General features: G+C 56.7%; 25 protein-coding genes. 4 read left to right on the top strand and 21 right to left on the bottom strand.

Going from position 1 to position 20,726, the window contains the following annotated elements:
- Positions 1 to 36: 36 nt before the first annotated feature.
- Genes AAC637_RS01485 through AAC637_RS01470 form a run of 4 tightly spaced genes read right to left on the bottom strand, consistent with a single transcriptional unit; the run spans position 37 to position 1,416 of the window.
- Positions 37 to 180 carry a hypothetical protein gene (locus AAC637_RS01485; protein WP_340302009.1) on the bottom strand — a complete coding sequence of 48 codons (144 nt, stop codon included), beginning with the start codon at positions 178 to 180 and terminating at the stop codon, positions 37 to 39.
- A complete protein-coding gene (locus tag AAC637_RS01480) occupies positions 173 to 382 on the bottom strand; it encodes a hypothetical protein (protein WP_340302008.1) in 210 nt (69 codons plus the stop codon). The genes AAC637_RS01485 and AAC637_RS01480 overlap by 8 nt, the downstream gene beginning before the upstream one ends.
- A 21-nt stretch (positions 383 to 403) precedes the next feature.
- Positions 404 to 619, bottom strand: a complete 216-nt coding sequence (locus AAC637_RS01475; RefSeq protein ID WP_340302007.1) for a hypothetical protein — start codon at positions 617 to 619, stop codon at positions 404 to 406.
- Between the two features lie 50 nt (positions 620 to 669).
- Entirely contained in the window at positions 670 to 1,416 is a 747-nt protein-coding gene (locus AAC637_RS01470; protein WP_340302006.1) for a cytochrome c biogenesis CcdA family protein, read from the bottom strand.
- A 107-nt stretch (positions 1,417 to 1,523) separates the two neighbouring features.
- On the opposite strand from AAC637_RS01470, the gene AAC637_RS01465 reads away from it, so the two are divergent.
- Entirely contained in the window at positions 1,524 to 1,766 is a 243-nt protein-coding gene (locus AAC637_RS01465) for a sulfurtransferase TusA family protein (RefSeq protein WP_340250994.1), read from the top strand.
- On the opposite strand, the gene AAC637_RS01460 is transcribed toward AAC637_RS01465, so the two are convergent.
- The 3 genes from AAC637_RS01460 to AAC637_RS01450 are packed head-to-tail and all read right to left on the bottom strand — an operon-like array spanning position 1,763 to position 4,544.
- Entirely contained in the window at positions 1,763 to 2,851 is a 1,089-nt protein-coding gene (locus AAC637_RS01460; protein WP_340302005.1) for an ABC transporter ATP-binding protein, read from the bottom strand. The two genes, AAC637_RS01465 and AAC637_RS01460, sit on opposite strands and share 4 nt — an antisense overlap.
- A complete protein-coding gene (locus tag AAC637_RS01455) occupies positions 2,848 to 3,654 on the bottom strand; it encodes an ABC transporter permease (RefSeq protein WP_340302004.1) in 807 nt (268 codons plus the stop codon). The genes AAC637_RS01460 and AAC637_RS01455 overlap by 4 nt, the downstream gene beginning before the upstream one ends.
- Positions 3,651 to 4,544, bottom strand: a complete 894-nt coding sequence (locus AAC637_RS01450; RefSeq protein WP_340302003.1) for an ABC transporter permease — start codon at positions 4,542 to 4,544, stop codon at positions 3,651 to 3,653. The genes AAC637_RS01455 and AAC637_RS01450 overlap by 4 nt, the downstream gene beginning before the upstream one ends.
- Positions 4,545 to 4,771: 227 nt before the next feature.
- On the opposite strand from AAC637_RS01450, the gene AAC637_RS01445 reads away from it, so the two are divergent.
- Together AAC637_RS01445 and AAC637_RS01440 are read left to right on the top strand one after the other, a co-directional pair.
- Complete coding sequence (locus AAC637_RS01445) at positions 4,772 to 5,554, top strand: glycosyltransferase family 25 protein (protein ID WP_340302002.1); 783 nt, start codon at positions 4,772 to 4,774, stop codon at positions 5,552 to 5,554.
- A 113-nt stretch (positions 5,555 to 5,667) separates the two neighbouring features.
- Positions 5,668 to 7,086 carry a methyl-accepting chemotaxis protein gene (locus tag AAC637_RS01440; RefSeq protein WP_340302001.1) on the top strand — a complete coding sequence of 473 codons (1,419 nt, stop codon included), beginning with the start codon at positions 5,668 to 5,670 and terminating at the stop codon, positions 7,084 to 7,086.
- A 97-nt stretch (positions 7,087 to 7,183) separates the two neighbouring features.
- Here the strand turns inward: AAC637_RS01440 and rpsI are convergent, their stop codons facing one another.
- The 10 genes from rpsI to AAC637_RS01390 form a co-directional block, all read right to left on the bottom strand.
- The gene (gene rpsI / locus AAC637_RS01435; protein ID WP_340302000.1) at positions 7,184 to 7,693 is read right to left on the bottom strand and encodes a 30S ribosomal protein S9; all 510 of its coding nucleotides are present in this window, start codon (positions 7,691 to 7,693) and stop codon (positions 7,184 to 7,186) included.
- A gap of 3 nt (positions 7,694 to 7,696) precedes the next feature.
- Positions 7,697 to 8,155: a 50S ribosomal protein L13 gene (rplM, locus tag AAC637_RS01430; RefSeq protein ID WP_340301999.1), complete on the bottom strand. Its 459-nt coding sequence runs from the start codon at positions 8,153 to 8,155 to the stop codon at positions 7,697 to 7,699.
- Between the two features lie 169 nt (positions 8,156 to 8,324).
- Positions 8,325 to 9,512, bottom strand: coding sequence for a lipid-A-disaccharide synthase (gene lpxB, locus AAC637_RS01425; RefSeq protein ID WP_340301998.1), 1,188 nt, complete (start codon positions 9,510 to 9,512; stop codon positions 8,325 to 8,327).
- Positions 9,509 to 10,294, bottom strand: a complete 786-nt coding sequence (locus tag AAC637_RS01420; protein WP_340301997.1) for an LpxI family protein — start codon at positions 10,292 to 10,294, stop codon at positions 9,509 to 9,511. The genes lpxB and AAC637_RS01420 overlap by 4 nt, the downstream gene beginning before the upstream one ends.
- A gap of 11 nt (positions 10,295 to 10,305) precedes the next feature.
- Complete coding sequence (gene lpxA / locus AAC637_RS01415) at positions 10,306 to 11,106, bottom strand: acyl-ACP--UDP-N-acetylglucosamine O-acyltransferase (protein WP_340301996.1); 801 nt, start codon at positions 11,104 to 11,106, stop codon at positions 10,306 to 10,308.
- Positions 11,106 to 11,588, bottom strand: a complete 483-nt coding sequence (fabZ, locus tag AAC637_RS01410; RefSeq protein WP_340301995.1) for a 3-hydroxyacyl-ACP dehydratase FabZ — start codon at positions 11,586 to 11,588, stop codon at positions 11,106 to 11,108. Before fabZ ends, lpxA begins: the two co-directional genes overlap by 1 nt.
- Positions 11,589 to 11,701: 113 nt before the next feature.
- Positions 11,702 to 12,478 (bottom strand): enoyl-CoA hydratase-related protein, encoded by a 777-nt coding sequence (locus AAC637_RS01405; protein WP_340301994.1) that lies wholly within the window; start codon positions 12,476 to 12,478, stop codon positions 11,702 to 11,704.
- A gap of 27 nt (positions 12,479 to 12,505) precedes the next feature.
- Entirely contained in the window at positions 12,506 to 12,982 is a 477-nt protein-coding gene (locus AAC637_RS01400) for a cytochrome c-type biogenesis protein (RefSeq protein ID WP_340301993.1), read from the bottom strand.
- The gene (locus tag AAC637_RS01395) at positions 12,979 to 14,958 is read right to left on the bottom strand and encodes a heme lyase CcmF/NrfE family subunit (RefSeq protein ID WP_340301992.1); all 1,980 of its coding nucleotides are present in this window, start codon (positions 14,956 to 14,958) and stop codon (positions 12,979 to 12,981) included. Before AAC637_RS01395 ends, AAC637_RS01400 begins: the two co-directional genes overlap by 4 nt.
- 187 nt (positions 14,959 to 15,145) lie before the next feature.
- Positions 15,146 to 15,304: a hypothetical protein gene (locus AAC637_RS01390; RefSeq protein ID WP_340301991.1), complete on the bottom strand. Its 159-nt coding sequence runs from the start codon at positions 15,302 to 15,304 to the stop codon at positions 15,146 to 15,148.
- A gap of 294 nt (positions 15,305 to 15,598) precedes the next feature.
- Between AAC637_RS01390 and AAC637_RS01385 the strand changes: the two genes are divergently transcribed.
- Positions 15,599 to 16,111, top strand: coding sequence for an invasion associated locus B family protein (locus AAC637_RS01385; protein ID WP_340301990.1), 513 nt, complete (start codon positions 15,599 to 15,601; stop codon positions 16,109 to 16,111).
- Positions 16,112 to 16,133: 22 nt separating this feature from the next.
- On the opposite strand, the gene AAC637_RS01380 is transcribed toward AAC637_RS01385, so the two are convergent.
- From AAC637_RS01380 to AAC637_RS01365, 4 genes are read right to left on the bottom strand one after another with little or no spacing between them, the layout of a single operon-like run.
- Positions 16,134 to 17,345 (bottom strand): beta-ketoacyl-[acyl-carrier-protein] synthase family protein, encoded by a 1,212-nt coding sequence (locus AAC637_RS01380; protein ID WP_340301989.1) that lies wholly within the window; start codon positions 17,343 to 17,345, stop codon positions 16,134 to 16,136.
- Positions 17,342 to 17,608 carry an acyl carrier protein gene (locus AAC637_RS01375; RefSeq protein ID WP_340301988.1) on the bottom strand — a complete coding sequence of 89 codons (267 nt, stop codon included), beginning with the start codon at positions 17,606 to 17,608 and terminating at the stop codon, positions 17,342 to 17,344. Before AAC637_RS01375 ends, AAC637_RS01380 begins: the two co-directional genes overlap by 4 nt.
- Before the next feature lie 38 nt (positions 17,609 to 17,646).
- Positions 17,647 to 18,732, bottom strand: a complete 1,086-nt coding sequence (locus tag AAC637_RS01370; protein ID WP_340301987.1) for a UDP-3-O-(3-hydroxymyristoyl)glucosamine N-acyltransferase — start codon at positions 18,730 to 18,732, stop codon at positions 17,647 to 17,649.
- Positions 18,733 to 18,785: 53 nt separating this feature from the next.
- Positions 18,786 to 20,492 (bottom strand): L,D-transpeptidase family protein, encoded by a 1,707-nt coding sequence (locus AAC637_RS01365; protein ID WP_340301986.1) that lies wholly within the window; start codon positions 20,490 to 20,492, stop codon positions 18,786 to 18,788.
- Between the last annotated feature and the right edge of the window lie 234 nt (positions 20,493 to 20,726).

The raw sequence follows: 20,726 nt of genomic DNA, 5'->3' as shown, positions 1-20,726 counted from the left end.
GGCTGCATAGGGGCATGGGCGATGTTATCGCTACCGTTAGCGCTGCGTGATGTTGAGCCAAATCCCATTGGCGGCGCGCAAGGCAAGATGGGCCACAGAGCGCGGAGGGGCGCGCCCTTCAATCAGGTCTAACCGATAGGCGCGGGCCAGCATGGCCAAGAGGACACCCCCCTCAACCATTGCAAACCCCGCGCCTGTGCAGATGCGCGGCAACCAAAAATTCAGCCAGCACCACCAAGACAGGGTAAGAGATTGCAATCACAGGCCCCTTGCGCAGCGAGAACAAGGGCGCAATCGCCCCTGCCCGAATATAGGTCAGCGCCGCGTGGGTGAGATTGGCAAAACTGCGCGAAACACCACCCCCACGCATTTCTGCGCGCACCAAATCAGACCATGCCAGAACCTAAATTCGTATTTCGCATTCCTGCCCCTCGATCACCGCATCCACGCGCCATGCATGGGTGCCATCCACGCTGATTTGGATCACATGGCCTGAGAGACGGGCCTGTTTCGCGGCCTCGCGGCGATACCGTTCGCGCAAGGCGCGTGGCGGCGCAGGGTCAAACCCTGGCACAAAGAAAACCGCCCTACGGCGCACGATATGACCCACCCCATCCATGCGGCCAGACTATCGCCGAAAGAGTGGAAATTGCTATATGAAAAAAACCTTTAACCGAGCGCACCAAGGGCTGGGAAATTCTCTAGAAGCCAGAAAGAAAAGGCAGAAAACGCACCCGTCAAAAGGGCAAGCCCCACGACAATCAAAAGCGCCCCCATCAGCCGCTCGATCAGCTTCATATGGCGCTTGAGCCGCGCCATGACCCCCATCGCACGCTCAAGAAACAGCGCGCTTAGCAAGAACGGTATCCCCAAACCCGCGGCATATACCCCAAGTAAGATTGTACCGCGCGCAAGGCTGGCCTCATTCGCGGCCAAGGTTAGGATCACCCCAAGCTGCGGGCCAATGCACGGCGTCCAGCCAAAGGCAAAAGCTAAGCCCAAAACATAGGCCCCAAGTGCAGATCCGCCCCGATCACCCGCATCAAGCCGTGCTTCGCGATCCAATATCGGGATACGGAAAACCCCCAAAAAATGAAGGCCAAAAACGATGATAACCGCGCCCGAGATACGGGACAAAAGAATTTGATTTTGCAGAAAAAACTGGCCAAAAATTGAAGCGGTAAAGCCCAAAAATAAAAACACGGTCGAAAGGCCCAGAACAAAAAACAAGGCCGCAACAACCGCACGATTGCGTCCCCGCCCCTTGGCATCGTCTAGGCTGATCCCGCCCATATAGGCCAGATAAGGTGGAACAATAGGCAACACACAAGGGCTGAGAAAACTCAGCACCCCTGCGGTTAACGCCACTAGGATCGCGGGCAAAAGCGATGCGTCATATAGATCGATTCCGAACATAAGTTTGGCTTTAGGGTATTTTTGCCCCTGCGTCACCTATGGCCGCTCTGCGCAGGAGATCACATTCTTGTGGACGGCAGGCAGGCCCGCGCGCTAAGCCACACCCCATGCAAGACCATATCCCATATGAGATTGAAATTGATGCGCGCGATTTACGCTGCCCGCTGCCTGTTTTGCGTCTGCAAAAGGCGATACGGGCGGCGCAGATCGGCGCGGTGGTCAAGCTCTGCGCCACCGATGCGATGGCCCAGATTGATGTGCCGCATTTTTGTGCCGAGGCGGGCCACGCCCTGATCTCATCTCACCAAGAGAATGGCACCTATATGTTTTTTGTAGAAAAGCAGTGTTAAGTGAAGACCGTAAACGCGCGGGGATCCCAACTGACGCGGGCGCGCGCGCCGACCTCAAGAACAGGGCGGCCCACCACATTGCGCATAGAAATCCGCACAGGGCGCGCAGCCCCATCAAGGCGCAAATCATAATAGGTCATATCGCCATAATAGACGACCTCATCCACCACACCTTGAGCGGTGCGCGCGGATTTGGGATCATCGTCAAAGAGGATCGACAGGGTTTCAGGGCGCAGCCCAATGGAAACGGCCCCCGCAGCGCCTGATCCAACCACTTGCTCGGGGGCGATCTCCGCGCGGCCAAGCCCCGCGATATCTACAGACAAACCGCCCGAGTGTTCCAAACTGCCCTCAAGGAAATTCATCATCCCGATGAATTCCCCTACCCTGCGGCTGACAGGGCGGCGATAAAGGCGCTCGGGGTCATCCAATTGCGCGATCTCGCCCTCGAACATCACCGCGATGCGATCAGACATGACCAAAGCCTCTTCTTGGTCATGGGTCACAAGGATAAAGGTAATCCCCACTTCGCGTTGCAGTTTGATCAATTCAACCTGCATCACCTCGCGCATTTTTTTGTCCAAGGCCGAAAGCGGCTCATCAAGAAGCAAAACCTTCGGCTTTAGGATCAGGGCACGGGCCAAGGCGACACGCTGCCTTTGCCCGCCCGAAAGCGCGTGTGCCGCGCGCGCGCCATAGCCCCCAAGGCCCACCATTTCCAAGGCCTGCCCTACGGCGCGTGTCTTATCCGCTGCAGACATCCCCGATTTTCGCAAACCAAAGGCCACGTTTTGCTCGACATTCAAATGCGGGAAAATCGCATAGGATTGAAACACCATATTGGTGGGGCGATGGTTTGGCGCCACCCCCTCCATATTCTTGCCGCCAAGCATGATCGCGCCTGAGGAGATATCCTCAAAGCCCGCAATCGCGCGCAAAAGCGTGGTCTTGCCGCAGCCTGATGGCCCCAGCAGCGAGAAGAATTCACCCTGCCCGATTTCGGCCGTGATGCCCCGCAGCGCATGATAATCGCCGTAATATTTGTGGACATTCTCTAGACGGATGATTGGCTCTTGCTTGGTCATAAAAACCCTCCAACATCGCGCTTGCCTGCACTGCGCAGGCCACGGCGGCGGAAATATTCGGCAGTGATCAACAGAATAATCGACAACGCCACCAACAATGTCCCAAGCGCCATGATCACAGGAACCCGCGCAGGAAAGCGCAGCAAACCCCAGATATAAACGGGCAAGGTCGGCTCATTCCCAGACAGGAAGAAGGCGATAATAAATTCGTCCAGACTGATCGTGAAGCAGATCAAAAGGGACGCAATGATGCCAGGTGCGACAAGCGGCAAGGTGACAAGGCGAAACGTGCTGAGGGGTGTTTCGCCCAAATCCACAGCCGCCTCTTCTAGGCTTTTGTCCATATTGGTAAAGCTGCCTTGCAGGATCGCAATTGAAAACGGGGTGCAGATCAAAACATGGCCTGCAATCACCGACCAAATCCCCGTGGACAGCCCCGCTTGGATCAACACGACCAATAAGGACACCGCCACAATGATTTCGGGTAGAACCAAGGGCAACATGACAAAGCCCACAATTCCCCCTTTGGCAGGAAAATTATACCGCGTGGCGGCGCGTGCCGCGAACAGGCCAAAACAGGTCGACAAGACCGCAACCGAGACCGCGATAAAGACGGAATTGCGCGCGGCCTCAACCAAGGCTTGGGTGGTGAAAACCTCGATGAACCAGCCAAAGGTAAAGCCCTGCAACGGGAAGGCGATGACTGTGCCCGAATTGAAGGCAAATAATGGCAAAAGCACAATCGGTGCGTATAAAAACACCAAATAAAGGATCACATAGATCTTAAGGCTTTGCCCCTTCATTTCGATTTGCCCCCGCGTGTCCACCGCAATGTGCCAAGGATCATCACAAGCGAGACAAACCCCACCATCAGCATCGCCAAAACCGATAAGGTCGCCCCCATCGGCGCGTTATTGAGGCGCATGAATTGTGTTTGGATCATATTCGCAATCATCGTGCCATCCGACCCGCCCACAAGACGCGGGGTGACGTAATCGCCGATTGTCGGAATAAACACGATCAAAACCGCGGCCAAAACACCCGGCATCGCAAGGGGCAATGTGACACGCAAAAACACCATCACACGATTTTCCCCCAAATCGCGCCCCGTCTCATGCAAGGATCGATCTATTTTCTCAAGGCTGACGAAAATCGGCAAAATCGCAAAGGGGGCATAAGCATGCGCCAAGGTAATAACCACGGAATTGGCCGAGTAGAGGATCCAGGCCAAAGGCTCGTCTATCACACCAAGGCCCACCAATGTGCCGTTTACGGGCCCATCATAGGCCAAAATCACCCGCCACAAAAACACGCGGATCAGGTAGCTTGTCCAAAACGGGATTGTGATCAAAAACAGCCACAAGGATTTGCGTTCTGGGGCCACATAGAAGGACACGAAATAGGCCACGGGAAATGCCAACACGACTGTGATGGCCGTCACCGATAACGATATGCGCAAAGAGCGCGACAGCAATTCCATATATAGCGGGTCTGTGAAAGCCTCGCGGTAATTCGACAAAGTAAAGCTGCGATCAATCGTCATGAAATCCTGCGTCCAGAAGGAAAACAAAACAATCGCGGTCAAAGGAGCCGCCAGCAGCAAAACCGCGTAAATGAATGGGGGCGCGATCAGAACCATTCCTTTGGTCTCATCGCGGCGCAGGAACCTTCCCAGATCAAAGGATCGGGCCATTTATATCCCCCAAATTCGCCCCTAATCAGGGGTGCATAGCATTCGACCTTTAGAAGAAATCAATCTTTGCGCAAGGGATTCGATGCGTGAAGGCGCAAGATCGGGCGCTTGCGCGAATATTCTGCACAGTCCTGCCGCACCATTGCCTACGCCTTGGCCCTTGCACCAACGCAGGCAAGCCTGTAGCCCCTTTTTTTACCAACACTGACAGGCCTATCATAATATCCATGCCCCAATCTGCACGCGCCTCCCTTGATAAGGTCAAAACCTATCTGATCAATTTGGATCGCGCGCCTGCGCGCTTGGCCAAGCTTGACGCGCGGCTTCGGACGATTGGCCTACCCTATCAGCGGATCGCGGCGGTGGATGGCAAAATGCTGCAGTTTCCCCATCCTGATTTCAGCGATTTGGCCTATCGCCTGCTGCATGGCCGCAGACGCGCACCCGCTGAGGTTGGGTGTTACTTCAGCCATATCGAGGCCCTGCGCGAATTTCTAAACAGTGACGCGGATCACGCGCTGATCTTAGAAGATGACATTACATTCGAGCCTGATTTTACGCAGGTGATGCAGGCCGCAGTCGCGCGGGCGGGCGAATGGGATATTCTGCGCCTTTCAACTGTGAATACGGGCCGCGCCATTCCCTATAGCGGGCTTACAGGGCGCTATCGTCTAGCCCTGGCCCTAACCCGCGAAAAAGGTGCGGGGGCCTATATGGTCAATCGGCGCGCGGCCAAATGGTTGGTGCGGCAACTGCCCATGCGGTTGGCCTATGACATTATGTTTGACCTCGAATATCTTGCAGGCCTGCGGGCGGTTTTCGTCAAACCCCTGCCTTGCGCGCAAATTACCGGCGAGGTGACGCAAATCCAAAACCAAGGGCCGGATTTCAAACTGCCCAAATGGCGCTATTTGACGGTTTTGCCCTATCGCGCATGGCTGGAAATCTCTCGCTTGATCATACGGCTGTTTCAACTTTTCCGTGCATGGGGCAACAACCTTCTGCGATAAGATGATGGCAGCAAAATCGAAGCTTTGATTCAAAATCTTTGCATCAAATATTTTTTGCGCGAGAGGCTAAACTCAACCTTAAGCTGTTCGTTATCATCTGTAACTGAATATAGATGACGGATTCCTTCATGACCCTACAGCGCGCCACACCACATCAGCATGATATTGATGGCGAAGAGGCCCGCCTTTCTGCCATCGCAGATCAGGCTCTCCTGTCCATGGTGAATGACACCCAAGCGGTCATTCATTTCAAAATTGACGGCACCATCATTACGGCTAATCACAACTTCCTTTCCACACTCGGCTATCGATTAGATGAGGTGGTGGGGAAACATCACGCCCTTTTTGCGGATCCTGACTATGCCCGCAGCGCGGCCTATGCGAAATTTTGGGATGATCTGAAGAGCGGCAAAATATTCACGGATCAATTTCCACGCCGCACCAAGACAGGTCAAACCGTCTGGATCCAAGCCACCTATGCGCCCGTGAAGGATGAGAACGGCAATCTGACCCGTGTTGTCAAAGTCGCAACCGATATCACCGAACGCGTCACAGCAATCGAGGAAATCGCAGAGGCGCTATTTGCCTTGCACGAGGGCGATTTAACCGCGCGGGTCGCCCTCAGCCAACTGCCTGATCTGGCAAAGGTGGCTGTGGCCTATAATGAGGCCGCAACGCGATTGGGTAATCTGATGCGCAATGCAACCGATGTCAGCCGCGAGGTGAAGGAGGTTGGGCAAGCCATCAACAGCGCCGCAGATGCCTTGGCAAATCGCGCCACCGAACAGGCTGCGCAGATCGAACAAACGGCTTCTGCGGTTGAGGAACTCACCACCTCGACAAAGGCCAATGCCGACACCGCGCGGCGGGTTTTATCAGGGGCCAATTCCACCCGTGACCGCACCCGCGAGAGCCAGGCAGTGGTGGCTAATGCCGTTGCCGCCATGCATAAAATCAAGGAAAGCTCAGATCGTATTGCGCAAATCATTTCCGTGATTGACAGGATCGCGGCGCAGACCAACCTGCTATCGCTGAACGCCGCGATTGAGGCCGCACGCGCGGGCGCAGCAGGGCGCGGGTTCTCGGTCGTGGCCTCGGAGGTGCGGCAATTGGCACAACGCAGCGCCGACAGCGCGCGCGAAATCAGCACGCTGATCGAAGAAAGCCGACGCCATGTCACAGGCGGGGTTGATTTGGTCGATAAAACAGGCAGCGAACTGCGCCGCATTTTCGAAGATATTGGCCAAGTCGCCCATGAGGTCGATGGCATCGTGACGGGTGTCAGCGAACAAAGCATCGCCCTTGCCGATATTAATAGCGCCATTTTCAATATGGAACGCGCGACCCAAGAAAACGCCACGATGGCCGAGGAATTGGTCAAGGACAGCGGCAAGATGACGAAGGCCGCAACGGGCCTGACGGGGGAATTGCAGTTCTTCAAGCTTGGGGAGACGACACAGGGCTATGATCGCGCCTATCCAGCACAGACCGGGCCGATGACAAAACCACAGGACTATGCGCGCGCCATATAAATTGACCGCACAGAATGGGGATGCGTCAAAGGGACAAAGAAAAAGGCCACCCAAACGGGTGGCCTTTTTTTGTGATCTTGAAAGGCGTTGATCCAGATTAACGCTTTGAGAACTGGAAGCTGCGGCGCGCTTTGCGCTTACCGAACTTCTTACGTTCTACAACGCGGCTGTCACGGGTCAGGAAGCCTGCCGCCTTCAGCGCGCCGCGCAAGGAGGGATCATAAAGCTGCAGCGCCTTAGAGATGCCGTGCTTTACAGCGCCTGCCTGACCTGACAAGCCACCGCCTTTGACGGTTGCCATCACATCAAACTGATCTTCCACACCAGCCACAGAGAAAGGCTGACGCAGGATCATCTGCAACACAGGGCGGGCAAAGTAGGTTTTGATCTCTTTTCCGTTCACGGTGACCTTGCCAGAGCCTGGCTTGATCCAGACGCGGGCAACCGCATCTTTCCGCTTACCCGTTGCATAAGAGCGGCCAAGCGCATCGCGCACAGGCTCGCGGGGGGAGGCATCCATGGAAATGGATGTCGCACCTGCGGCGGGGGCAGAGCCCTCAGCCACGGCGCCTTTCAGCTCATCGAGCGAAGAGAGTGTCTCGGCCATGGTTTAGCTCCGCGTGTTCTTTTTGTTCATGGATTTTACATCCAGAATTGTGGGGTTTTGTGCCTCATGCGGGTGTGCTGCACCTGCATAGACACGCAGATTAGTCATCTGGCGGCGCGACAGCGGGCCACCGGGAAGCATGCGCTTGACCGCCTGCATCACAACGCGCTCAGGATGCGCACCTTCGAGGATCTGGCCTGTGGTGCGGCTCTTGATCCCGCCGGGATAGCCTGTGTGCCAATAGTTTGGCTTGTTGCGCTTGTTGCCCGTCACCTGCACTTTTTCAGCGTTGATGACGATGACATTGTCGCCCATATCCATATGGGGCGTGAAGGACGGCTTGTGCTTGCCGCGCAGCCGCATGGCGATGATCGAGGCAAGACGACCGAGAACAACGCCCTCAGCGTCAATCACGATCCATGACTTGTCGATATCCGCAGGAGTTGCGGTAAAGGTTTTCATGTATACGTTCCTTGGTCTTAGATTTTGACCGAAAAAAGAGGCCGCCTGTGCGACCCCCGTTAAAGATGGCAGGCTTATGCGGCAGAGACAGGGTAAGGTCAAGCCTTTTTAGCACGCCTAAATTATGATTAATTAATAAAAATCAGTCACTTGGATATGGGGTTATATTTTACCCCATAACTTTCTTCCCCAAAACCCGCAAAACTGCCTCTGCCGCGCGGGCCTTTGGGTCGCGATCCCCTGCCCCAAGCCGCACCATGCTCATTTCGGCAGCTTGGATTTGATCGTTGCGCGCGGTCTGATCGCTCAGCAACCGCTCAAGCGCCGCCAAAACAGGCGCAGGTTCAAATGCTTTCCCCAAAAATTCGGGGATATGCCGGGTTTCGCTGATCAAATTGACCAAAGTGACCGTGTCAATTTTCAACATCCACCGCATCAAAACCCGTGACAGCGGCGCCATATCATAAGCAATCACCATCGGGGTTTTTGCTGCAGCCAATTCCAAGGACACGGTTCCCGAAGCCGTAAGCGCCAGATCCGCCGCCCCAAAAGCGCAGGATTTTTGATGTGGATAGTCCGCGCCCGCGGCACGCGGGTCGAGCAGGTGCGCCCTTGGCCCAAGATCCCAAGTGGCCACCATCTGAGCGACATCATCGGCAATGGCGGGCGCCGCAGGCAAAACGAGATGGGCGCGTGGATGCGCCTGCAGGAACCCGCGCGCAACCTGCCCAAATCGGGGGCCAAGCCGCACAATTTCGCCCCGCCGCGAACCAGGCAGCAGCAAGAGCAAGGGATCCCCTCCCCCAACACCAAGGCCCGCGCGATAGGCGCTGCAGTCCTCGGGCACGGCTTGCGGCATCTGCGCGACTGGATGCCCCACAAAATCACAGCCCATCCCCACAGCCTGCATCAATGGCGGCTCAAACGGAAACAGCGCCAGCACATGGTCAACAAAGCGTGCCATTTTACGCGCACGCCCCGCCCGCCATGCCCAGACAGTTGGGGCGACATAATGGATCACAGGAAGCTTTGCTGCGCGTTTCTTCACCTGCTTTGCCACGCGCAAGCAAAAATCAGGGCTATCAATGGTGATGAGCGCATCAATCTGCCCCTCAATCACCGCATTGGCCGCCTGATCGCGGCGCTTGAACAAATGCCGAAGGCGCGGCAGCACCTCAGCCAGCCCCATGACGGACAGATCAGACATGGGAAAGAGGCTGCTTAGCCCTTCGGCCTGCATCAACGGGCCACCAATGCCTGAGAATTCAATGTCAGAACGCGCGGCCTTCAACCCCGCCATCAGGCTGGCCCCAAGCGCATCGCCCGAAGGTTCGCCCGCAATGAGAAACAGTTTCACGGCGCGGCCCATAGGGTGATGCCCGCCGATGCCGCGCGGGCGAGAACCTCGGCCCGCTCAAGGATCAGCGCGCCACCTGCCTGCACCACCAAGCCAGACAGCCCCGCCTTTTGCATCATCGAAATCGTCTGCGGGCCAATTCCGGGCATATCAACGCGCAAATCTTGCCCTGCCTTAGGGCGCTTCATCAGAACACCCCCCGAATTGGGGCAGGTCTGCGCCACGAATTCCAGCATTGCATCTGTGCCGGGTAGGGTTTCAATCGCAAGAACTTGGCCCTTGGCCACCACGGCACCTTGGCCGACATCTTGGGGCGCAAGGGCCGCCAAAACGGCAGCAGCGCGATGTGCATCGGCGTGCAAGGCCGCGCTGACCTCGCCCACCATCACGCCCTCGGACGCCAAGAGATCGGGGCGGATGTCATGCGGGGCGCAAATGGTGAACCCCTGTTCCTCTAACAGCGCGATCACGGCGCGCAACAGCCCGTCATCCCCCTGCTGCAAGGCCGCCATAAGGCGTGGCATCAGCGCAGCTGTGCCCGCATCAAGCGCGGTGGGGTCAAACACGGGGCGGCGCATTGCACCTGCAAGGCACAGCTCCGTCACGCCTTCGGATTTCAGACGCGCAAACAGGGAGGCCAATTGCTCAAACCGCGCCTCAATCTGCTGCGATGCGCGAGCATCCACGGGCGTGCCGTGGAAGGTGACCAATATCGCGTCCCCCGCCTGAAGCAGCGATTGCGGAAGGGCACCCCCACCCGCCAAGATTGCGCGTTTTGGCATGATCCCCCCGTTCAACCCGGTGTTAAGAATGACCGATCCGAGCCTTTGAGCACAAAATCCACCACATCCCGCACATATTGGGAATTTGGTGCCTCCTCTGATAGACGGCGCGCGCGTTCCTGAAATGCACCTTCGCCTTGCGCCAAGGCCTGATAGGCGGCGCGCAATGCGGTGATATCTTCCTTGGCCACGCCACGGCGTTTTAAGCCCACCAAATTCAGTCCATCCAAGGCCCCGCGCGGGCCTTGGACAAGGCCATAGGGAATGACATCATTGGTCACCATCGTGACCGCGCCAATGATGGCCCCACGCCCGATGCGCACAAATTGGTGGATGCCCGAAAGCCCGCCGATGATCACGCCATCCTCAATGATGCAATGGCCTGCAATGGCGGATTGGTTGGCCACCACAACATGGTTGCCCACGATTGCATCATGGCCAACATGCGCGCCTGTCATAAAGAGGTTGTCATCACCAACACGGGTGATTCCGCCCCCGCCATCTGTGCCCGTATTCATGGTCACACCTTCGCGGATGCGGTTGCGTTTGCCCACAATCAGCTGCGTCTTTTCACCCGCATATTTCAAATCTTGCGGAATATCGCCGATATTCGCGAAGGGGAAAATCACGGTTTCAGCGCCAATTTCGGTCAATCCTGTGACCACGGCGTGGGATTTAAGCACCACCCCCTCATGCAAGGTCACCTCAGGGCCAACATGGCAAAACGGGCCAATCTGGCAGCCTGCAGCGACCTTTGCCCCGTTTTCAACGACAGCCGATGGATGGATCGAGGCCGAAGGATCAATCGCCATTACGCCGCCCCACCCGTGGCACCCTCAAGATCCATCATCGCGGTAAATTCAGCCTCAGCTGCCATTTCCCCCTCGACAGTGGCCTGCCCCTTAAAGCGCCAGACCTTACCACCGGGTTTGCCGCGCGTGGTTTCGATTTTCAGCTCGAGCACATCGCCCGGCACAACCTTGCGGCGGAATTTGCAACCATCAATGCCCATGAAATACACAAGCAAATTGCGATCAGCCATATCCATAGCCACCCCAACCATCACGGCGGCGGTTTGCGCCATCGCCTCGATGATGGTGACGCCGGGCATAATGGGAGCGGATGGGAAGTGACCCTGAAAATGAGGCTCATTAAAGGTGACATTCTTGATGCCCGTGGCCAAATGATACCCTTCAATATCGCGCACGCGGTCAATCAACAAAAACGGATAGCGATGCGGAATAATCCGCTGGATCAGATGAATATCTGCCTCTTTCGGCGTCTCGCCCGTCATTTTGGTCTTCCTTTATCAAATTCCGCCTTGCGTGGGTAGGACGATCACATCCCCCCGCGGCCTTGCATCCCTAGCACTTTGGCGCCCCTTGGGGCAAGCCTGCGCAAGCGGCCTTAGCGCCCTTCAAATGTGGGTTTGCGCTTATCGTTAAAGGCCAAAACACCTTCCTTGAAATCGCGCGTGTGGCTGAGCGCGCCTTGATGCGCGGCTTCTTGCAACATTTGCGCCTCAAGCCCCTGTTGCGCAGATGCGCGCAGTGCAGATTTTATCTTGCTATAGGCCTGTGTGGGGCCACTGGCCAAATGCGCGGCGCGGGCGCGCCATGTGGCGTCAAATTCGGCCTCACTTGTGGTCTGCCAAATCATCCCCATTGCTTCGGCCTCCCGCGCGGTGACAGGCTCGCCAAAAAGTGCTGCCCCCATGGCACGGGCCTGCCCCACGAGGCGGGGCAAAACCCAAGTTGCCCCCGCATCAGGCATGAGGCCGATTTGTGCAAAAGCTTGGATAAATCGTGCATTTTCGGCTGCAATGACAATATCACAGATCAAGGCAAGGCTTGCACCCGCCCCCGCCGCCACGCCATTGACCGCCGCAATCACAGGGATCGGGCAATCGGCAATCTCCAAGATCAGCGGCATGTATTCATCCCGCAAGACCCGCTCAAGATTGAGATCAGCCACACGGCCCGCATCGCCCAGATCCTGTCCCGCGCAAAAGGCGCGACCTGCGCCTGTGATCACCAAAACCCGCGCAAAGGCCCCCGCCTGCCCTATCGCATAAGTCAATTCGGCCCGCATCTGCGTGTCGAGCGCATTTAAGACATCGGGTCGATTGAGCGTAATCACCGCAATGCCATCATCCAATTCATAGAGAATCCGCTCGTACTTCATGATCGCCTCAATCTGGGTTTGGAGGGCTCAACTTTGCTCGTCGCCAAGAATACGCGCAAGCGCGGCCTGCTCATCCGGGGTGAGTTCTGCTTCGGTGGGGTTCGTGCTGCGCGCTCGCGTGCGGATAAAGGCAAAGGCCACACCAAAGCCCAACAAAAGCAAGGCAGGCCCCGCGAGCCAAAGCGCCAGATTGCTGCCCGACATCGGCGGGCGCATCAGCACATATTCACCATATCGATCCACCACCTCTGCGATGACCTGCTCGTTGCTATCGCCCATCATGATCCGCTCGCGCACGAAAATGCGCAGATCGCGGGCGACTGTGGCGTTGCTTTCGTCAATCGATTCATTGCGACACACCACGCAGCGCAAATCAGCTGAAATCTCACGCGCCCGCGCCTCGAGGGCAGGATCAGGCAAAACCTCATCAGGCTGCACCGCAAGCGCGGGGGTTGGAATCAACCATATTGCGGCAAGCGCGGCTTTTGCGAAGGCCCGCGTCATTCGGCAGGCACCCCAATAGCGGCCTGATCCCGCGCGGCCCCCGCCGCGACACGATAGCGGCGATCGGTCAGGCTAAGCGCCCCGCCAAGGGCCATGATAATTGCACCGCCCCAAATCCAATTTGCAAAGGGTTTGATCCATGTGCGCACGGCCCACCCCCCATCCAACTGGGGATCGCCAAGCGCCACATAAACATCACGGGTAAATCCACTGTCGATCCCGGCCTCTGTGGTGGGCATACCCGCCACGGGATATATCCGCTTTTCAGGGGTCAAAAGATCCACGATACGCCCGGCTTTAGCGACTTCGACAAAGGCCATGGTTGAGATGTAATTTGGCCCCTGGACCTCGCGCACATCGCGCACTGTCAAATGATAGGCGCCCACATCGAATTCTTCGCCAATTTGCGCCACGCGGATATCTTCGATTTGGTAGGTCACCAAGGCCCCCACACCAATAAAGGTGATGCCAAGCCCCGCATGGGCCAAGGCCTTGCCCCAATCGGCGCGCGGCAGGCGGGTCAGGCGGCTAAATTTCGCGGCAATCGCACGCCCCTGCCCTGTGCGCTGCCACAGATCAACCGCTGCCCCTGCAACCAGCCAAACCCCAAGCGCGAGGGTGATCAAGCCCGCCAACGAGCGCCCCGTTCCAAGCGCATAAAACAAACCCAAAAACGCGATGGTCAAAAGGGCCACGCCGCTCATCAGGCGCATGGCGCGGCCAAGTTGCGCGCGTTTCCACGGCAAGACCGCCCCAATGGGCAAGGCCACCGCAATGGCAAAGGCGAAGGGCGTAAAGGCCGCATTAAAGAAAGGTGGCCCTACCGAAACGGTGCGGCCCCAGAACATCTCTGCCACCAAAGGCCAGATTGTGCCGATGAACACGACAAAGGATGACACCGCCAAAAGAAGGTTATTCAAGACCAAACCGCTTTCGCGGCTCACAGTTGAGAACACGCCCTTAGCCTCCATCGCGCTTGCGCGGAAAGCATAGAGCGTAAAGGCCCCGCCCATGAAAACGGCCAAGATCATAAGAATAAACATCCCGCGCTCTGGATCATTGGCAAAGGCGTGAACCGAAGTGATGATGCCCGACCGCACGATAAATGTGCCGATGAGCGAGAAACCAAAGGCCAAAATCGCCAAGAGAATTGTCCAGCTTTTCAGCGCCTCGCGTTTTTCGACCACAATTGCCGAATGCAACAGGGCCGCCGCAATCAACCAAGGCATGAAAGAGGCGTTTTCAACTGGATCCCAGAACCAGAACCCGCCCCATCCAAGCTCGTAATAGGCCCACCAAGACCCAAGGCCGATCCCGATGGTCAGAAACACCCATGCCGCCAATGTCCAAGGGCGCACCCATCTGGCCCATGCCGCATCAACGCGCCCTTCGATCAAGGCCGCCACAGCAAAAGAAAACGCCATGCTAAGGCCAACATACCCCAAGTATAAAAACGGCGGGTGGAAGGCGAGACCAGGATCTTGCAGAAGCGGGTTCAAATCTTGGCCATTGAAGGGCGGCAATTCGAGCCGCAAAAACGGGTTCGATGTGAACAAAATAAAGGCGTAAAACGCAACCCCCACCGAAGATTGCACGGCCAATACGCGCGCGCGCAGGCGCGGTGGCAGGTTTGCACCAAACCACGCGGCTGAGGCCCCAAATAGTGCCAAAATCAAAACCCATAGAAGAAGCGAGCCTTCGTGGTTGCCCCAGACACCGCTGATTTTATACAGCAGCGGCTTGTCGGTATGGGAATTGGCAACAACCAAATTCAGCGAGAAATCAGAGGTCACAAAGGCATAGGTCAGCGCGGCAAAGGAAATTGCCACAAGCGCGAATTGCAAGCTGGCCGCCGGGCTGGCAACCGCCATCCATGCGCTCCAATTTTTATGTGCGCCAATCATCGGCACAATCATTTGAAACACAGCCACGGCAAAGGCCAAAACCAAAGCAAAATGGCCAATTTCAACGATCATCTCTGCCCTCCTTCATCACAGCGCGGCCCGCATGATCCAGATTTTGCCGTCCCTTCGCGGCAAAGAGTAACGACAAAGCCGCCCGCATCCAAGGGGTTAGCGCGAAAGAGCCGCACCCCTGATCACAGAGCCGTGATCTACCAGGGGACATCTCAACGCCCCGTGAGCGCCCCCAAGACGCCGCGCATCACCGCGCGCCCTGCCCTTGTGCCCATTTGACGGGCGAAACTTCGGCAAAGGCTGTGCCAACACTATCGCCACGCAAGGGTGCTTTTCGCTTGGGGCTGTCCCCCGCAGTATAACGGCGCGCTGCTGAAAACTCGCGCGCGGCTTTTTTGTGCCCCAAGGGCCCGCAGCAAAAAATCGCAGTTTCATAAAAAACCCCTGTTGACGGAATGAAAATCCTGACATAGCGTTCGTGACAATAAGTCGGCCAGTCCGACAGGGAGCGATAATTCAGTCGCAAAGACTGATCAAAAAAGGGCCTCGTTTTGAGGCTCTTTTTTGTTGGGAACGCGCCACATGTAAATCATGGCAATTCTGCCCCGCCGGCCAAGAATTTAAATCATATCGCGCTGCACCCGCTGACAATGGTGCCATGCTATGCTAGCGCAGAGGTCATATGACATATGAGGATATTATGACCCGATTTTCACGTCACCTTTCGCATACGGTTCTCACTCTGGCGCTTTGCGGGGGCATGGCCCCACAGGCCTTTGCGCAAGACACCGAGACCTTTGGCGCATGGACAAAAATTTGCAGCGGCGAAGGCGAGGCGCAAGCCTGTCTGATTTCGCAGGTGCTGCAAGATACGGATGGCAATAACGTGGCCGAGGTCAGTATTGCCGATGTCATTGACGGCGGCGATACGGTGGGCGCGATCAGCATCGCAACCCCGATTGATACGCTGCTTTTGCCAGGTGTTCGGTTCAAGGTCGATGAATTCGATGAAAACCGCCTACCGTTCAATTTCTGCCAACCCGGTGGATGCGTGGTGCAAATCGGTCTGACCCAAAACAATATTGACGCCTTCGAAGGGGCCACGGCGGCGGCTGTCACCATCGTGCCGATTGCTGCGCCCGATGCAGAGGTTGCCCTAACCCTGTCTTTTGACGGGTTCACCGCAGCCTTTGCTAGCCTTCAACCTGAATAAACCATCATGAGCAGCGCCCCGCTTAGGGCGCTGCTTTTAATGCCAAAACCGCGTTCAACCCGCCAAAGGCAAAGGCGTTGGAGAGAACTGCATCAACCTTGGCCTCTCGTGCCTCATTGGGGACAACATCAAGGGCACATTCAGGGTCGGGCTCATCATAGCCGATGGTGGGTGCAATCACCCCATCGCGCAGCGCCATGATACAGGCCAACAGCTCGACCGCGCCCGTGGCGCCGATCAAATGCCCGTGCATCGATTTGGTGGAGGATATCATCAAATCATCGGCGTGATGGCTAAATACATCGGCGACAGCCGCGCATTCCACCTTGTCATTGGCCGCCGTGCCCGTGCCATGCGCATTGATATAGCAAATATCCTCAGGGTTCAGCCGCGCATCCTTGAGCGCGCCTGAAATCGCACGACCTGCCCCTTGCTTGGACGGCATGACGATATCCGCCGCGTCCGATGTCATGGCAAACCCCACCACTTCGGCCAAAATCTCGGCACCACGCCGTTTGGCGTGATCATAGTCTTCGAACACAAACACCGCGGCCCCTTCGCCCTGCACCATCCCATTGCGGTTGGCCGAAAACGGGCGACAGGCATCTTTGGACATGACCCGCAACCCTTCCCAAGCTTTCACCCCGCCAAAGGAGAGCATCGCCTCAGACCCGCCTGTAACCATAACGTCACAGGCCCCGCCGCGGATCAATTGGAAAGCCAAACCCATCGCATGGTTTGACGAGGCGCAGGCGGTGGCGACCGAAAAGGATGGCCCCTTAAGGTTCCATTCCATCGACACGTGGCTGGCTGCGGCATTGTTCATCAGCTTGGGAACAACAAAGGGGTGAACGCGATTTTTCCCCTCTTCATAGACAGTGCGGTAATTCTCATCCCATGTATTAACACCGCCCCCTGCCGTGCCCAGAACCACGCCCGCCCGCGTGGCCGCCTCGCCCCCAAAGACAAGGCCAGAATGATCTAAGGCTTGATGCGCAGCGATTAAGGTGAATTGCGTAAAGCGGTCATAGAGCGCTATTTGCTGGCGGTTGAACAGCGCCTCAGGATCATAGCCCCTCACCTGCGCCCCAATTTTGACGGACAGCCGGTCCACATCGCGCAAATCAAGGGGGCCAATCCCGCATTTTCCTTCGCGCATCGCGGCCAAGGTGGTCGGCACATCATGCCCTAATGCATTGATTGTGCCCTGCCCCGTGATAACAACGCGCCTCATGCGTGCTGCTCGGCCACGAGTTTTTCGACCGCCGCCACAATGGCCGCAACCGATGAGATATCAAAATCGCCTTTGTCAGGCTCATTGGCGTTGAACGGCACCTGAATGTCGAATTCTTCTTCGATGGCAAAGATGGCTTCGACCAACCCTAACGAGTCGACCCCCAAATCTTCGAGTGTTTTTTCAGGCGAGACATCGCTTGCCTCAAGCACCGCTTGTTCTGCAATGATCTTGATGATCCGCTCAGAAATATCTCCAGACATAAAACCTTGCCTCCATCAGCATATCCAAAGGCCTAGCCTTACGGATTGGTCAATTTCTTCTCAAGCGCCGCCACAGTTTTTGCAAGACGCGGCAATCGCCTTAGCGCCTTATACATCTCGATATGTGTCTCCATTTTGACAGCCGGGCTGCCCATCACCATTCTGCCCGATGGAAGGCTAGAATAAATCTTGGTGGCCCCTGCGGCGACCACATCAGAGCCGATCTCGATATTATCGGAGACACCGCACTGCCCGCCCAAAACCACGCGATCGCCCACGCTACAAGATCCCGCAAACCCGACCTGCCCGCAGAGCAGGCAATCGCGACCAATGCGGCAATTGTGGCCGATATGAACCAAATTATCGATCTTTGTGCCTGATCCGATTTCCGTATTCGCTACAGTGCCACGGTCAATCGCAGCGCCTGCGCCAATTTCGACATCATCCCCGATGACGACACGACCCAAAGAATGAATGCGCGCCCAAGATTGCGGGGTCTGCGCCGCGTCTGATTTCCCTAAAGATTGGCGGGCAATTTCGACTTGGGATTTTTCTGGGGTGACGAAAGAGAACCCATCCCCCCCAATCACCGCATTGGGTTGAATGATCACACGATCCCCAATTTGCACATGATGCGCGATGCGCACACCCGCATGGATCAACGCATCAGCACCAATTTCCGCGCCTTCGGCAATGCTGACATGCGGGGCGATACGGGCGCGTGGCCCGATGATGGCGCCCGCCCCGATGACCACAAAAGGCCCGATGGCAGCATCCGCGCCAATTTGGGCGTTTGGGTCAACCACCGCGCTGGGGTGAATTCCTGCCACAATATGCGGCCCTTGATCCATGAGGGCCGTAACACCCGCCATCGCATAGCGCGGACGGGCGATTAAAATCGCAGCCTCTAATCCAAGGGCCTTCCAATCCGTGCCTTCAGCCAAAATCGCAGCCTTGGCCTGTCCTTTGGCCAAATCGGGCAGATATTTTTCTGACATCGCCAACGCCAGATGATCAGCGGCCGCCGTGGCGGGCTCGGACAGGCGCGAGACGACCAATCCAACCGCGCCTTCGGCTTTTGCGCCCAATTCCTTGGCGATATGCTCAATGCTGCTGCCAGCCATGTGGGATGCGCCTTATTCTTGCTATGGCCCAACCACGGGGCCACCCTTTGCCTTTAACTTGAGATTGCCGCAACGGAAACCCCCGCCGCCTCAAGGGCCTGCCACAAATCGGCATTGCGCCCATAAATATCGGCGCGGTGCTTCAGTCGCCCATCGGGGTCCACAAAGGATGTCCAATAGACCAAATGCACGGGGATCGGTGTTTCAAGCCGCACCGTTGTTTCGCGACCCGTTGCAAGGATACGCGCGAAATAGGCTTCGGGATCGTCCACTTGAGGGGCCAAAAGATGATAGGCGAAATCAAACGGATCCTGCAGCCGCACGCAGCCATGGCTATAGGCCCGCGTTTCGCGCGCGAAAAGGTTTTTTGCAGGTGTGTCATGCAGGTAAATGTTCCACGGATTGGGGAACATGAATTTCACCAACCCCAGGGCATTGCTGGTTGAGGGGGCTTGGCGCAACGTATACGGGAAGGTGCTTGCTGTGTATTGGGTGAAATCCACCTGCGCGCGATCAACAACTTGTCCCCCGCTCCACAATTCCAACTGACCTTGCGCGGTGGGGTCTTCTTGCAATTGCGGCAGATATTCGCGTGTGGTGATTGAACGGGGCACCGTCCAACTGGGGTTAATGACCATATATTCCATAACGTCTGAGAATTCGGGCGTGTGACGGCGTGGATCGGGGTGCCCAACAACCGAACGGGTTGAGAAGGTCACGACATCTTGATCCACCACAGTCGCATGGAAGTCAGGGATATTGACCAAGACATGGCGCTCACCGCGGTCAAAATTCATCCAACGTTGCCGCTCCATGGCTAAGATCACATCTTTAAGGCGCGTTTCGGCATCCACATTGATCGCGGCCAATGTATTGGCGCCAACAATTCCATCTTGGGTTAACCCGTTATCCGCTTGAAAGCGCATCACCGCCCCGACCAGCCTGTCATCGAACAGGGGTGGCACGGGCGCTTCGGTCGCCGTTTGCGCATCATTCGCGGTTGATAGGGTTACGGATGCAGAACTGGGCTCTTCGGCGAGATATCCCATCGCTTGCAGCCGCGCAATTAGGGCCGCGACAGCGGGCCCTTGGTCGCCCAATTCCAGTCTTTCGGCCACCACAGGCGCCCCCCATCCGCCCACCTCAACCACGCGCGCCAAATCAAACATTGCGCGCTGAAGGCGAGCATATTGTGGGTGCTGCGGCGTCAAATTTGACAGATATATCATTGGATTATCAGCCGAAGCGAAGCCCGAAAGTAATGCCTCACTGCTTTGGCGTGGGGTGGTTTTATGAATGTCTTCGGCCAAGGTTGCAGGCTCTAACACGCCTGCGCTGATATCTTGCGCATAGTCCAGATAGGTCAAAGCCGCGCGCAACTCGGATGCAATATCTGCCCCAGTTGCAAAGCCCGCGCGTAAACCTGCGATGTCATAAGTCGCGCGCGGCAGGCCGTGATCGCCAGATGCCTCAAGGGCCGCAAGCAGCGCAGCACGGCGCAGCTCAAATTCAGGCCCCTCGCCGGTCCAAATTGGTGCAAAATCGCGTGCGGCATAAAAGGCGAATACCTCAGGATTATTGGCAAAGCGGGCCGCCATTTCTTCGCGCGCGGCGACATCTTGCCAGAACTGCGCCGATGATGGCGGTGAGGTGACCACCGTGGCGGGCAGGCTTTGCGCCACAGCAGCGCCCGCGATGATCAGGCCTAAGCCCGCCCCAGCCACCAACTCAACCCAAAAACCAGTTTTTTCAACACTCACGATAATACCTATTTTCAAACGAACTCCTCTGCCAAATATGGGGAAGAAGGCCCGCGCCGTCCATGTCCAATCGCGGGCGTGCGATCGCTCAGGCGTCACGCCTATGCAGCATTGCAACAGATGTTTTTTAACCTTAACGAGAATCTGATGGGCACCACGAGGCCAGACCTGTGCAGAGACAGGCGAATTTTTACTTAAAAACAGAGCATTACACCGATTGGCAAATTTCCGCCG

This window comes from Roseobacter sp. HKCCD7870 (assembly GCF_037830315.1).
Taxonomy (GTDB): Bacteria; Pseudomonadota; Alphaproteobacteria; order Rhodobacterales; family Rhodobacteraceae; genus M30B80.
Note: the sequence above shows the minus strand (reverse complement) of the source record. Positions and strands in the feature narration are given on the sequence as shown.